This window comes from Streptococcus parasanguinis (assembly GCF_016648925.1).
Classification (GTDB): domain Bacteria; phylum Bacillota; class Bacilli; order Lactobacillales; family Streptococcaceae; genus Streptococcus.
On the sequence record NZ_JACLQX010000001.1, the window covers coordinates 52,286 to 66,603 of the forward strand.

Consider the following 14,318-nt stretch of genomic DNA (forward strand, 5'->3'; position numbering starts at 1 on the left):
AATTCCTACCTCATCAAAAACCAAAAACATGTTGAATTGACTTTATACCTGAGTCAAAAGTTTTGCCAACGCCATCTAATGTCGAATCAATAAATTCACCTGTTTTTTTCAGACCCGAATGAATATTATCCCCCACCCATTCTAGTCCTTTATTAAGATTATCACCAAAATCATTAGCTATATCTTTAATACCTAAAAAATTATTATCATAGGCTACTGTTGCAAGATAACCAATTCCAATGCCTGCCATAATAGCCCATCCAACTGGATGACTTCCCATAAATCCAACTAATTCCATTGCAGCTGGTGTGAACATACTACCTCCTGTACTAGTATATAAGATTCCTGTAGTCAGCATATCAACTCCTACTGCTGTAGATGTAGTTGTGGCTGCCGTATGCATAAAGGCACGTCCCGCATTCTCGTTTTGCAAATTATTATAATAATCATAGCCTATAAATGCCGAACTTACTGCTGAAATTCCAACAGACGAATTAGTTCCTGGTACTGGAATGTCTACCTCTGAAGCCAAACGTTTAAGGAAACTTTTAGTTGTCTCTTTTACTACATTATTAGTATAACCTTTTACGTTTGAATTCATAGATATATGTACATTACCCATTTTATCTGTTTTAGCAAAGTATTGAATATATTCTGCGAGTTTTGGATAATAAACTTTAATTTTTTCAAGTTGCGATGAGGTAAGTTCTTCTGCAACTGTAGAACCTACGAGCTCTAAAGCCTCCTCATAAGGAACCCCTTCCTTTTCTGACACTTCTTTAGCCGCTGCTTTTAACTTTTTATCTTCAATTGCCTGTTTATGCTTATCAACAGCCAATTGGACTGTCTCTGGTATATCTCTATTCGAAAATCGCTTCTTATAAGCATCGATCTTCTTCACATCATCGTCATTAAGCTCTTTCCCGTCTTTTATTTTCTCAAGCACCTTCTGATAATCTTCATCTATCTTGGCTTTTTTATCCCATTCACCTTCGATACTATTAGCCCAGTTCAACGTTTTTCCAGAATGTTTGGGGAATGTCCCACCGAAGCTCGCGAAATCACCCTGTATCATATTCAATCCAGATGCCAAATTCTTCACGACTGTGTCCATGCTCTTTTTAGCATCGCCTTCAAAAACTTCATTGGAACTTCCCGCAAATAGATTCAACTTACGAAGTTTATCCATCTTCTCATTTTTTTGAGATGTTAAACCATCCATACGAGAAGATATATTTTGCAGGAGACCCTTATCCGCATGATCACTTCCTTCCATAGCATGTAAACTACCTCTAAGACTACTAATGCTACTTTCAAGGTTTTGGATTTCACTTTCAAGCACGGCTGAATCTAGATCTTCGTCCCCAACTTCTGACCTATATTTTGAGGGAAGCTTGGGTACAGCTTCACTGAGGTACTCAGAATACATGATTGCCCCTTTAATCAGTGGCGTAATCACACTCACTCCGTATTTTTTCCCTGAATCATAGGCACTCCCTTGCAAGTTACCCGCTCCATTGAATTTAGAGAGGGCTTTAACCGCTGAGTTGTAAGCATCGATTCTAGCCTTTCCAACGGAAGACATGGTCTGACCTTGTGCATCCGATGAACTTAATACCATTTTGACCATATTATCAATTCAATTCCTGTTCTACTATTTGTCTCTTTCAATATACGATATAACTATTTCTTTATCTTATTTCAATTTTATTATTTTTTTAATAATCTATCAGTATTATTCATCAAGACTTAGTCGAGGATAATTAATATTATCTTTTTCCTTTTTGAATTTCTGTTGAAGTAACTCTTCGGACTCGTCAATATAACCTTTAAACCAGACCTTAGCTATGTTTTCTTTGTTAAAAAAATATGCCTGATTATCTAAACTACCATTAGGATATACACAACCAGAATAATCAAAATAGCCTATCACTCCATGGTTATTGTAAAGTGGATAACGATTTATTATCATTAACTTCACCTCTCCATTATTCAATTGGACAATACTTCCAATTGGCAACACTTCATTCATTTATCTGATTCCTTTCATTTAAATTTAATACTATTCTAAAATTTTTAAAATTAATTATATTACTTAAGAAACAATAAAAATTTATAGTATCTTTACTTTAGGTACTTATTTCTTTTAACAAGGTATCTACTACCCTTTTTCTCATATATAAACGATTAGCAAAACATACATATATAACAAATAATAATACTGAATATATGATTAAACTTAAAAAATTTCCAATGATTAAATAAATTACAAATGAAATTACTAAACTAAAGATAACTGCAATGAAATATCCAAAAACGAGCATTAAGTTCTTCTTTTCATAATGCAAATATTCTAAATACTCAATATCACTAAAAGAAGCCGGATACAGGTCTAAATTCCTATACTGATACTTTACAAAAAAATTTCCTAAAAATATTGAAATTAATGTAAATAATATCAAACTTAAATATTTTATTACAAACACACCAAATATATCCATATTATTAAATAATCGAACGATTGGCAGTGTTATTAAAATAAGAAAAAGAGTATAAAATTGTTGATTTTTAGAACTACCTTTAGGTAATGAAAAATAAAGTTTATTAAGCCTCAAATCATAATAGACCGTTTTATTTTTATAGTTACTCAAATTCACTAATTGTTTATGATTCTCTTTTTTTTCTAACATTGTAAAATATTATCCTTATCTAAGAAAAAACTGAACCTAAGCCACTGAAGAAACCAGAAACTGCATCGCCCACTTCTTTCATTTTTGTTTTTACAGTATTAACAACTGCATCAGAAGAATCTTTTACAAATTTTGCAATCTTATCTTTGTTATCATACACGAAGTCGAAGAGCATCGACCCTGCTACTCCTGCAACAAAACCAATTGCTCCACCAACAACTGTACCTGCACCTGGAACCAGTGCACTTCCAATTGCTGAACCTAATTTAGCTGCTCCAACACCAATCGCAACATGGGCACTTGTCTTTATACCTGCATCAACTATATTTGCTCCATCATTAACCTGCATTGTGAAATCAATAGCCGCACCAATTATTGGTGCTCCGTATTTGGCAACACCACTAACAAATTGACTATAAGCAGGATTAACATTGATTGGAATAGTAGTTGTCCCACCTCCTGCAACTGCTCCCACCAATCCATATTGTGTATTTTGTGGATTATAAGCTAAAATTTTCCAAACAAATTTCACAAAACCTTCAACGCCCTTTTCTATAACTTTACTTTTTGCTAATTCATTAAGAAATGCAACTCCACCACTTATAATTCCACTTCGCAATGATTGATAGGTATCATTTGAAATTTTACCCTCTTTTTTATCCTTTTCAAGTCTATCTAATGCTTTCTTGGAATCCTCATCTAGTTGAGATTTTTTCTCACGCTCTTCCCATTGAGTAGAAATATCAGTAATCCAAGAAGTTTCCTTTGGCATATGAAAAGTTCCACTAAAATTTGTAAACTCTGCTTGAATTTGGCTTAAACCAATTTGAATACTTTGAATTAAAGTGTTAATCGGGCCAACCTCCCCTTCTCCTGAGAAAACTTCATTGGAACTCCCCGCAAATAGATTTAGTTTTCGAAGTTTATCCATCTTCTCATTTTTTTGAGACGTTAAACCATCCATACGAGAAGATATATTTTGCAGGAGACTCTTATCCGCATGATCACTTCCTTCCATAGCTCGCAAAGTACCTCTAAGACTACTAATGCTACTTTCGAGGCTTTGAATTTCACTTTCAAGTACGGCTGAATCCAGATCTTCGTCCCCAACTTCTGACCGATATTTTGAAGGGAGTTTTGGTACAGCTTCACTGAGGTACTCAGAATACATGATCGCCCCTTTAATTAGTGGCGTAATCACACTCACTCCGTATTGTTTCCCTGAATCATAGGCACTCCCTTGCAAGTCACTCGCTCCATTGAAGTTAGAGAGGGCTTTAACCGCTGAGTTGTAAGCATCAACTCTAGTCTTTCCAACGGAAGACATGGTCTGACCTTGTGCATCCGATGAACTTAATACCATTTTGACCATATTACTTTTTCGACTCCTGTTCTATTAATAGTTTCTTTCTAGCGTGGTAGAGTTCATTTAATTGCTCATCCAGCTGATTTTCTCGCTTCTTAATATCCGCTCTTCGTCCTTCAGACCATTCTTCAACCATAGCTCCGATGCCTTCTATACTCACGATTAGATTTTCATAGACTTGGTAGTCTTTGGAAGATATAGGAAGCGTTAAGATCTGACGAAGAGGTTTTAAGCTTTGTCGATGTAGTTCAAACATTTCCTTCTCTGCTCGTTCCACTTTCCTTTTTTCTAGGTTCAGTTGATCGAGCGATTGAGCAATGTTTTTCTTCTTTTTATCGATCTCTTCTAAGGTGATTGGTTTCATTATTCCGCAAAATATCCTGAATTTGGTACAAACTCTCCGCTCTCACCAGGAGCTGCACTGGTTTCTGGTAAATTAGATGTATTGGCATCGATGTTGGACGCAATATTACTATCCATGGCTACAAATTCTGCCGCAACTCCATGAATCAATTCTACAAAATCATTTAGCACACCACTAATTGAGGCTGCATAGTTGGCTTCCTCTGGAATTTTTTCTGCAGCTGTACTATTTCCTGGATACTCACTCGATCCATCTAATGTGACGGTATCAGCTGATGTTATACTTCCTGCCGCACTCGCTATTCCTGAAGCGATAGAACTTGCGACTTCTTCTCTACTCTGTATTGGTGTCATATAGTTACCTCCCTATCCATTCTTGGTGATTTTAAGTTTAATAGCTTGCTTGCGATCATGCAAGTAGATTTCATCTGAAGCAAGACGCGCTTCTCGATTATTATAAGGCTTATCTAGGAACATTTGATCCATCAATCTCATACCGATCATAAACCATTGAGCATTTCCTTTGAGATATTTCGGTACTTCATTGATGTTATTTCCAAGATAGGCATATTCACTTCCTATTACAAAGTGCATACCAACTCGTGGTCCATTATCAAATAGATAGCGTAGATCTTTTTCTGTAAGTCCTTGATCAACAATTGCCTTAATAGTTGGCATCATGATCAACCAATCTGAATACAGATCTTTTTCTAGACGACGATCAACCTCATAGATTAATTGTTTGGCAATTTCAGAAATTTCTTGACTACTACTAATATAAGTAGAAACTTTATCCTTATAAGCAACACATTCTTCTAAAGGATCCACCAGCATAATATGTAATTTTGATCCAAATTGAAGTGCTGTATTTAACAAATGTTTTTGCTGATTTTCCAGTGATTCTGGAGAGTCCGCCATAAATACCAGATTTTTCAAGCGATCAAATGGAATCTTGACCGTTTTGACCATTTCAAAGTCAAGTCCAATTGGAAATTCTAGATTTTCCATGGACTCTTTCACATCCTCACGTCCGTAGAAAGCTGCTTCTGTCAACTCATCTGGTACCATTGGGATGCCTGCTGGGGTGCGACCCGTCCACATCTCTCTGAGGCTTTGAACTTGGTCGCGGAGGTTGTTGATGATTTGGATATCATTGTCTCCTGCGACTGGTAGGGCGAACTGGATGACATCGACTTCGTCACGCTTCATGAGCGCGCGTCCCTTGATGTCTTCCATCGTAGACGCTAGTGGGGTTGCTCCCACGATACCGCGGACTTCAGAGATATCATTCTGTGGCAAGGTCAGCTGGTGCTTGAAGTTTGAATAGAGCTGAGCCCGTAGGTTGTTCTGACGGCTAGCTGTGATGATCAAGTGCACACCGATGCTGAGACCTTCACGGGAGATCCGCATGAAGAGCTTGAAGAGGTCTGTCTCATAAGGCTCGTCCTTCATAGACTCATAGCTATCCATGAGGATGACCATGGTTGGCTCTTGCTTGCCGGTCACTTCACGGTAGAGAGCGATAGTGCCGACACCATGCTCAGAGAGGAGCTTCTTGCGGCGATCCAACTCGCGGTTGATGATCCGGATGAATTTCTGGATTTTCTCCGTCTGATCCAGCAAGAGGCTATCGGCCACATGTGGCAATTGGCTCAATGGTGCCAGACCATTGGTTCCGAAATCCAGCAAGTACATGGTCAGATTTTCTGGACTCTGCTTGCGAGCCAGATCCATTGCGGCTGTCTGTAGGAAAGTGGTCTTTCCTGTGCCTGGACTTCCGTAAAGGAGGATATTCCCATCTTTTGACAGATCGATGGCGACCGCTTCTTGCTTTTGCGCTTGCGGGATATCAGCGACCCCGATCAGGACGCTTGGAGCTGTCCGTTTTTGCCAAGCCTCGATCGGTACGACCTTGTCCAACTCATCCAGCGTGATCCGCTCTTTGAGCGGTGGCAACCATGGTTGGGCCACAGCTGCGATGCCTTCTTGTTGGTGCAAGTGGTTGATTTCTTGAACGATGACATCCAGCTCTGTCGGCACTTCCTTGATTTCTTCTGCCATATCCAGACCAGAGAGGTCTTGGTTGAGGACTTCGTATTGGCCCAGTTCATTGATCAAGTAGATGGTATGGTCTTCGATCCCTAGCTGGTCCTTCTCAGGCTGGTAGTCTGCTCCTGACCAAGCGGTTTGGAAGAGTTCATAGACTTCGTTATTTCCGACTTGGAGGTAGGCACGACCGGTCTGGGTGATCTCAGCCGCATCTGCCGTCCGCAGCATCTCCATAGAGTCCCCACGATCTGCCACCTTGAGGGCTAGCTTGAAGCGGGAGTTGGACCAGATCTGGTCATCCACGACCCCAGAAGGTTTTTGCGTCGCAAGGATCAAGTGCACCCCGAGGGAACGCCCGACACGTGCGATAGAGACCAATTCCTTGATGAAGTCTGGTTGGTTGACCTTGAGTTCGGCGAACTCATCACTGATCAAGAAGAGGTGAGGAAGCGGTTCTGTCGCTTCACCCAGTTTAAATTTCTTTTGGTATTGGTTGATATGGTTGACCCCATATTGACCAAAGAGGCGTTCCCGACGATGGATCTCCGCATTGATAGAGGCTAGGGCCCGCATGGACTGGGCGCCATCCAAGTTGGTGATGGTCCCAAGCAAGTGAGGCAGATCCTTGAAGAGGTTGGCCATTCCCCCACCCTTGTAGTCGATGAGGAGGAAAGCCACATCGTGTGGGTGGAAGTTGACGGCAAGGCTCAGGATATAAGACTGAATGGTTTCAGACTTACCAGAACCGGTTGTCCCTGCAATCAAACCGTGTGGTCCATGGGCTTTTTCATGGAGATTGAGGTAGACCAAATCGTCCTTCCCGCGCAGACCAATCGGCACTGCCAAACTTTGGTAAGGGGCATGGCTCTCCCAACGACTCAAGACCTTGAGGTCATTAAAAGTTTCCGCCTGGTACATTTCAAGGAAGGTCACCGAGTCTGGAATTGAACTCTTAAGCTGTTGGATATGCTTAAGAGGGGCTAGGCCACGCGAGATAGCTTCCTTGTCATAACCTTCAGGGAAGTGATCCAATTGGAAGTCGAGTTCTCGAAGAACCCCTTCTTGCAAGAGCAATTGCCCTTGGTTACGGTCCTTGATAGAGATAACGGTTTGGATATTTTCAGAAAGAGATGAGAGCACATCTGCCACATAGATAATGGAGCAGCCTAGCTCTGTCGGATCTTCACGGAAAAACTCCATGATGACATGGTCCAAAATCAAGGTTTCATCAGTGATGAGGACCACATAGTGAGGGTGGAAGATCTTGGTATCATTGGCTTTTTCTTCCTCTTTTTGCGCCTTGCGGAGCTTGAGGATTTGGTTGAGACTGTTCAAGACCTGATCCCGTGTCCGCTGATTGTAGACAAAGCTACGGACATTCATATCTTGCAGGGTCGCATGAGGCAACCAGCGCATCCAATCCCAGCTTTCTTTTTCTTCTTCTGGAATGATCGGAATAATGGTCAGATCATGGTAAGAGTGAAAGACAGCCAATTGGGCAACGAGGAGTTGCAACTGCTCTAGCACGATAGGACGAGGGCCGACGTACCCTACAGGTCCCCGATTAAGGCTGGCTACAATCGGAAGATTGTCGATTTTTTGATGAGCTTGGAAAAGAGCATAGCCTTCTTCTTCCAAGGCATCTTTCTTCCCACTACGCTCTTCCTGACCATATTTGAGCTCATAGCTGGTTGGAACCTTGCCCAAGCCCAAACGATAGGCCAAAAAGTCAAAATGAAGCGGTGTTTTTTCGTAGATCCGCGAGTCATAGCGTTTGACCATCTTGGTCAAGTCTTCAATCGCTGGGAAATGGTAAAACATGCCTTCTCTCTGCTTACGAGATAGCTGTTCCAAGTCCTTGGCCTTGTCTTTGAGATAGAGATGGTAGAGCTCCACGCGCTCTTTCTTGTCTTCTTTGTATTTCTTACGATTCTTGAAGAAGCCTTGGACCGAAAAGATCACACTAACCACAGACATGGATACTGTCGCGATGATGTAGAGCCCCCGCGGTTGGAAAATGGTGATCAAGAGGGTCACCCCAACCATGATGAGGGGTGGCATGATCAACTTCAAGAGTTCATCAGATGGCTTTTGAGGCTCCGCTCCAGGAGGATTGATCAAGATCTTGTCTTCCGAACTCCGGTAGATGATCCGAGGAGACCGGTGGTACTCTGGATAGTCCTTGTAAAAGTCATAGCGTGAATGCAAACGCGGCACTAGATAAGGACTTACTTCGACAGCCCCTTCCACGCCAAATTCTTCCGGATAGAGCTTAAAGGTCACATCTCCAATAGCCAGCTCATCCCCAAAGGCCAGTGGAAAAGTCGTTTCACTGACGAGTTTGTGGTTATGGTAGAGTTTTCCGGATAAGAGCTGGCAAGTCCATGTCTGCTCTTTTTTCACAAGGAGAAAGCGTACTGGATAGTGCAAGCGCACATCTGCACCCTTTTCATCTGCTACGAGAATTTCTTCCTTGTCTAACAGTTCATAGGTATGGACTTCTCCTGTCGCCAAGTAGCAGACCACATCCCCAAGGATTTTGCTATTTTCAAGCACACCCTTGTCTTCACCATACTGGTAGAAGATTTCTCCTTGACTCCATTGGAAATGAAGGGGATTTTCTTGCGAAGCCAGGGTCAACTGAGCTGTTTCTTGATTCGATACGGTGGCTGTTTTCCCCTCTTCTAGCGTTAGCTCATAGCGAAAACCTTTTTTATAGAGTATGATACGTTTTTTCATAGACTACTCCTTGTGGTCGCTAGACTCAGTCGAGCTTGCAGTTGTAGAAGACGAGCTTTCTGTTGAGGAACCTTCTGTAGACGAAGCTGTTGTTGAGCTGCTAGTGGAAGCTTTGGTTTCATCTGTCTCTGCTTCCAAGAGTTTAGAGCGGGCATCCCAGTATTTCTTGTATTCGCCCTCAAGCTCAGAGAGTTTCTTCTCGCGCTGTTCACCAGAGAGTTTTTCGCTATCACGTGTCGCCTTGATTTCTTTACGAAGGGCATAGATAATCAAGTCTGAATCGTCGATCCGCTTGGCTGTATCCAGCGCTTGGGTAAAGTCATGACGGCCGATATAGATCCAGTAGTGGAGATAGAGGCTGTCTGACTTGAGCGTAACATTGTTAAGGATGACCTTCTTTTGGTCCTCTGAGAAATTCAAGCCTTGCAAATAAGACGTCGCCAACTCATATTTCTGTGTCGTTGGAAGACTGCTTGGAGCTACTCCCTCTAGCTCATCGATCACACCGGTGTAGTCTACTTTGAGATAGGCTGTATCCGCTTGAAGCAACTTTTCTTTAAAGGGGGCTTGGAAAAAGACCAAATAAATCAAGGGCAAGAGTAAGAGGGCCACTACAGCTGAAAGCCATACTGTTGCCAACTTAAAGATTCGGTGTTGACGACTTGAAACCAAGGTCAAGGTCTTTTCTTCCTCTTCCTTGCGTTCTTGGTAGGCTTTCTCTAAGAGAGCTTTCATCTCTTCTAAGCTAGCAGCATCACGGATTTCTACCAAGAAATCAGGCAGATCTTCTAATTCAAGTGTGCCTTGATAGAGCTCCATGAAATCCCAGTCCCCAAAAAGAGTGACCGCATAGCACTTGGCCTGCCGCAAGAATTCAACCTGATCCCACTTGCGTGGCACCATCATTCCCGGCACCCCGCGATAAGCGATCTTGACTTGCGCATCCTTGGTCACAAACAAATTGATAGGATGCAACATAAAGGTCACCGGAAGCTCCAAGGCTGGCGCCAAATCCAAGACATTGATAGCTAGACGCAGACGGTCTGAAACCGGTAATGCCTGGATTTCTTCTGCACTCAAGCCTAGCGCGTCTGTCTGATAGGTCAGATGAATCTGGTCTTGATCCTCTGTCATGCTTTGCTCTAAAAACAAGGGATGATGGAGATCCAAAATCCATAAATTGCGTAAATCCTGGCTATCCACTTCTGAACGCTTAAGGTCCAGCCGCCAGCTCGTTTCTTCTTTTTCAAAACGGAAGACTTGTTCTTCCAGTGTAAATTGTTCTTCTTTCACCTTACCACTCCTCAATCTCGATCAGATCACCACTCGTGATCGGATACTCCTGTACCACCTTGCCTTCATCCAGCAAGATGCCTTTATTTACCACGCGCAACTGATACTTGCTTCTAGGCTCCATGGCAGACCCAAAGATCTGATCCAATTCCCGAATCAAGCGTCGCACCTCCATCCGCGTTGGGATTCGGAGGTCATGGCTTGCACCATTCATACGGAAGGTGACATTGATATGTTGGTCCATTTAGGCCTCTTTTCTATAGATTCGATAGGAAATATAGCCAGCAATCCCAAAGAGAAGAGCACTCCAAGCCAGCATTTGCAAGGCTGGAATAAAATCCGACAAGCTGGCCGAATTGTCCTCCACATTGGACTCGAATTTAGATAATTTTTGATTTTCAGGCTGGAACAGGTCCGCTTCAGGCCCTGTTTTTTTCTTTCCCTTTATAGCAGAAAACAACTGGCCGTCAGAATCGGTCAATTGTTTCTCTTGCTTGCGTTTTTCATCTGCTAATTTTTTCTGATCCTTCTCATTGAAAAGAGACTCAGTCGCATCCAATTGGCCCCCAAGTGTCTTTTCCTGCTCTGTCTCAAGACGTGAGTTGTTGACCTGCAGACGATTATCAATAAAATCATCTGCAGAAACAACAGCTACTGGTAAGAGACTAAAGACAAAGAGAAGATACATCATTTTTTTCATAAGCTTGATTCAATTTCCTTTGTTTGAGTAAACTTCTTAGGAATGAAGATATTGGCAACTGTCAAAAGGCCGAAGAAGACCAACAATCCGAAGAAGACGCCGATACCGGCTGTTTGTCCATCAAAGTAACCCGCAAACTGTCCTTCTAAAATAGAAAGGAGGTTGACATTTTTCACCAGTGCTGGAAGGCCTGACAAGGTCGCGGTCGTTCCGATCGCACTTGATAGGTAGACATAGCTGATCAACATGAAGAAGGCCAGTCCCATTCCAATCACACGGAAGTGTTTCAAGAGAAGGTATTGCAGTTGTACCAAGACAAAGCTTGCTAGAACCGCTAAGAATACCCATGAAGGTACATATTCACGACCAACAGAGAGTTGAATACTTGAAATCATTCCGATCACCAGTCCAAGGATGAGAGAAAGTCCCACAAGAACACCGACAGACAAGAGATCTGATTCTTGCAAACGATCGAGTTTGAAACGATCCTTAACCTTGCGAATGATTGGTTGAGTCGCAAAGAGATAAGCTGTGAAGAGGCTCAAGACTTCCAACATAAAGATCCAGATAAATGGACGGTAGACGTTGATAGTCGCTTTCACAGAAGACGATTTCTCTGCAACTGGATTTGACAAAAAGTCGAGCAGGACTTCATTTGGTACTCCGTTTTCATAGGCATTGTTGAAGACTTTACGGAAGGCTTCGACGAAGTTCCCGTTTTCAGACAATTCCTTGTCGAATTCACCCATCAAGCTCTCTGCATTGCTAGACAATTTCTCTGTATTGCCTTGAGCTTTTTCCAATTCTTTATTCAATTGGCTAAAGATTTCATTGGTAGAGTTAGCAGCTTCTACATTGCTACGAGATGAGCTCTTAACGCCTTCTGTCGAGCTCAATAATGACGTGTATTCAGAACCAAGGGCTGACAAATCTGCATCGGTCTTGGTTTGAGCCTGTGTCACTGTTTCTTGTGCAGATGAGATAGCTTCTAAGCGTTTTTGAAGGTCTGCATACTGTGCCAATTGATCGTTGATATTTTGGGTTAGATCTTTGTTAGTATTTTCGATTGCTTGAAGATTGGCCTGCAATTGTGGTCCCAAGTCTTGCAACTGTTGGAGTGTACCATCTAACTGGGCTTTCACACTCTTCGTTGCATCCCCAGATTCATCCGTTTCAATACTCTTACGGTAGTCCTTCATGTTACTTGAAACGGCAGCCTTCACGACATCGACCAAAGCATTTGTCAAATCCATATCTTCGATCGGATCATAGAGCGAATGACGATCTCCCTTGTCATCTTTTGGATAGTAGGCATCGATCAATGCTCCCGCACGTTGATAATCCAGGGCGATTTCACTAGCTTTCGATGCATAGTTAGCTACAGCTGTTTTCAAATCATCTGCAGATACGGTCACACTGGTTGAAGAAACTCCATTCACAAGAACTTCAACATCAATCGCGCTTGGCATAGCTCCTCCATCTTCAACGAGGTGAATTTGAATTTGTTTGCCATCTTTCAGTTCGACTTCCTGCTCACCACCACCTGCATAAGTCTGTCCATCATAGGTCCAAGTATCAACCTTGACTCCTGCAGGGACATGAATACTAACTTTCTGTTTCCCAGATTTAGCATTAAGGACATCCGCAACTGCCGTTGATTTGGCATCCACTTCTGTAGCCAATCGTTTTAATTCATCGGCATTCCCTTTTGCCTGCCCCTTCGTACCAGCAAAAGCACTATCAAAATTAATCGCTGCGTTGAGATTCCCATACTTATTCAAATTCAGACTAGCAGGGTCTAAAGACGGAAGTTTTTCAATCGCTTGACGAATGTCATCATCCGCTTTATCTCGAGCCTTGCTGATAGTTTCGATTTTTGGTTTTCCAAGCAAGGTACGAAGAGTGACTTTGTCTCCTTCTTTTAGACCATAGTAGTCAAGGATCTTCGTTTTTACAGAAGACTCGATGTTCTTTTCGTGCTCATCTAATTTGTCGCGTTCTGCCTTGATCCCTTTTTCGAGGTCTGCCACACGATCATTCACATCTTTTGTCAAGCCTGCATAGGTCTTGGTCCCTGAAGCATCTCCTTCTGTTTCAGTTGGTTGACTCAATTGTTTGGTAATTGCTTCTTGGTTTTGTTGTAGATTCTTATACAACTCTTGGGTCTTTTCACTGACAACAGACTGGTTCATAGACATCAGCTGGTTCATGAACTCTTCATGGCTGATCTTATCCTCAGAGCGTTGCTTGATCAATGTGTCGAAGTTTTGACCGTACTGATCCTGAGATTGGGTCAATTGATCAAAAGCCTGTGTATAAGACTCAAGGACTGTCTTCAAGGCATTATTCGACTCGACAGAAGACGTAGACAAGCTATAGAGACTTGGAAAGATATTCTTGGAATCCAAGGCCGAATCCAGCAAGTTGCTTCGGTATGAACCAATGTTGGTCGATTGGATTTTGTTACTTGTTTCCACGTTCTTCTGAGCTGTATAAAGGTTGCTCAAAATGCTAACCATATACATATCAACCAACTGGCTATTCAAGTCTGAAACGATATCTTTAGCGACTTTATTGGCCTCGTTTTCAACCTGAGAATTCCCAGCCGCATTGACCTTATACGTCACCGTGGTCTTCTCTGCATTAACCGCGTTCACTTCCAAGACCTTCTCTGAAAAGTCACTTGGAATGACAATCATCAACTGGTACTTGCCATCTGCAAGCCCTGACTCAGCGGCTCCACGAGGGAGTATAGACCAGTTTTGCGAATTATCCCGTTCGATATTCTTTACATAGCTAGCCCCAAGGTTGTATTCTTTATCATTCAGTTTGACCGCCTTGTCTTCATTGACAACCGCAATGTTGAGCTTAGTGTTTTCTGTCGTTTGCACGGTCTTTGCTTCGTTTTGCTTTTGGTTCTTTTGAACCGTCGTATAAAGACCCACTACAGATCCCATCAAAAGGAGCACAACCGCACTCTGACCGATGTATTTTAACCATTTTTTATTTTTAACTTCCATACCTTTTCCTTTTTCTAATTCATAGATACAAAATAGGGGTTAGGAATTAAGAATCTAACCCCTATTTTCTATATATCAAAAGACAAAAGGGTGATCTA

At 42.1% G+C, this 14,318-nt stretch carries 11 protein-coding genes; all 11 read right to left on the minus strand.

Annotated features, from left to right (window positions below):
• Positions 1 to 13: 13 nt before the first annotated feature.
• The 11 genes from H7T97_RS00225 to esaA all read right to left on the minus strand — a co-directional run bounded on the left by H7T97_RS00225 (position 14) and on the right by esaA (position 14,220).
• The gene (locus H7T97_RS00225) at positions 14 to 1,630 is read right to left on the minus strand and encodes a hypothetical protein (RefSeq protein ID WP_065426832.1); all 1,617 of its coding nucleotides are present in this window, start codon (positions 1,628 to 1,630) and stop codon (positions 14 to 16) included.
• A 105-nt stretch (positions 1,631 to 1,735) separates the two neighbouring features.
• Positions 1,736 to 2,032 carry a DUF4176 domain-containing protein gene (locus tag H7T97_RS00230; RefSeq protein ID WP_049491007.1) on the minus strand — a complete coding sequence of 99 codons (297 nt, stop codon included), beginning with the start codon at positions 2,030 to 2,032 and terminating at the stop codon, positions 1,736 to 1,738.
• Positions 2,033 to 2,129: 97 nt separating this feature from the next.
• A complete protein-coding gene (locus H7T97_RS00235; RefSeq protein ID WP_049491008.1) occupies positions 2,130 to 2,690 on the minus strand; it encodes a hypothetical protein in 561 nt (186 codons plus the stop codon).
• A 19-nt stretch (positions 2,691 to 2,709) separates the two neighbouring features.
• Positions 2,710 to 4,062, minus strand: a complete 1,353-nt coding sequence (locus H7T97_RS00240) for a hypothetical protein (protein WP_065426833.1) — start codon at positions 4,060 to 4,062, stop codon at positions 2,710 to 2,712.
• Position 4,063: 1 nt separating this feature from the next.
• The gene (locus H7T97_RS00245) at positions 4,064 to 4,420 is read right to left on the minus strand and encodes a DUF3958 family protein (RefSeq protein ID WP_049491009.1); all 357 of its coding nucleotides are present in this window, start codon (positions 4,418 to 4,420) and stop codon (positions 4,064 to 4,066) included.
• Positions 4,420 to 4,773 (minus strand): TIGR04197 family type VII secretion effector, encoded by a 354-nt coding sequence (locus H7T97_RS00250; protein WP_049491010.1) that lies wholly within the window; start codon positions 4,771 to 4,773, stop codon positions 4,420 to 4,422. Before H7T97_RS00250 ends, H7T97_RS00245 begins: the two co-directional genes overlap by 1 nt.
• Positions 4,774 to 4,785: 12 nt before the next feature.
• Positions 4,786 to 9,207: a type VII secretion protein EssC gene (gene essC / locus H7T97_RS00255; protein ID WP_201088916.1), complete on the minus strand. Its 4,422-nt coding sequence runs from the start codon at positions 9,205 to 9,207 to the stop codon at positions 4,786 to 4,788.
• A 3-nt stretch (positions 9,208 to 9,210) separates the two neighbouring features.
• On the minus strand, positions 9,211 to 10,500 hold the full coding sequence (gene essB / locus H7T97_RS00260) for a type VII secretion protein EssB (RefSeq protein ID WP_201088918.1): 1,290 nt from the start codon (positions 10,498 to 10,500) through the stop codon (positions 9,211 to 9,213).
• A 1-nt stretch (position 10,501) separates the two neighbouring features.
• Complete coding sequence (locus tag H7T97_RS00265; RefSeq protein ID WP_003013697.1) at positions 10,502 to 10,744, minus strand: EsaB/YukD family protein; 243 nt, start codon at positions 10,742 to 10,744, stop codon at positions 10,502 to 10,504.
• A complete protein-coding gene (gene essA / locus H7T97_RS00270) occupies positions 10,745 to 11,200 on the minus strand; it encodes a type VII secretion protein EssA (RefSeq protein ID WP_045759059.1) in 456 nt (151 codons plus the stop codon).
• The gene (esaA, locus tag H7T97_RS00275; protein ID WP_049491013.1) at positions 11,197 to 14,220 is read right to left on the minus strand and encodes a type VII secretion protein EsaA; all 3,024 of its coding nucleotides are present in this window, start codon (positions 14,218 to 14,220) and stop codon (positions 11,197 to 11,199) included. Before esaA ends, essA begins: the two co-directional genes overlap by 4 nt.
• Between the last annotated feature and the right edge of the window lie 98 nt (positions 14,221 to 14,318).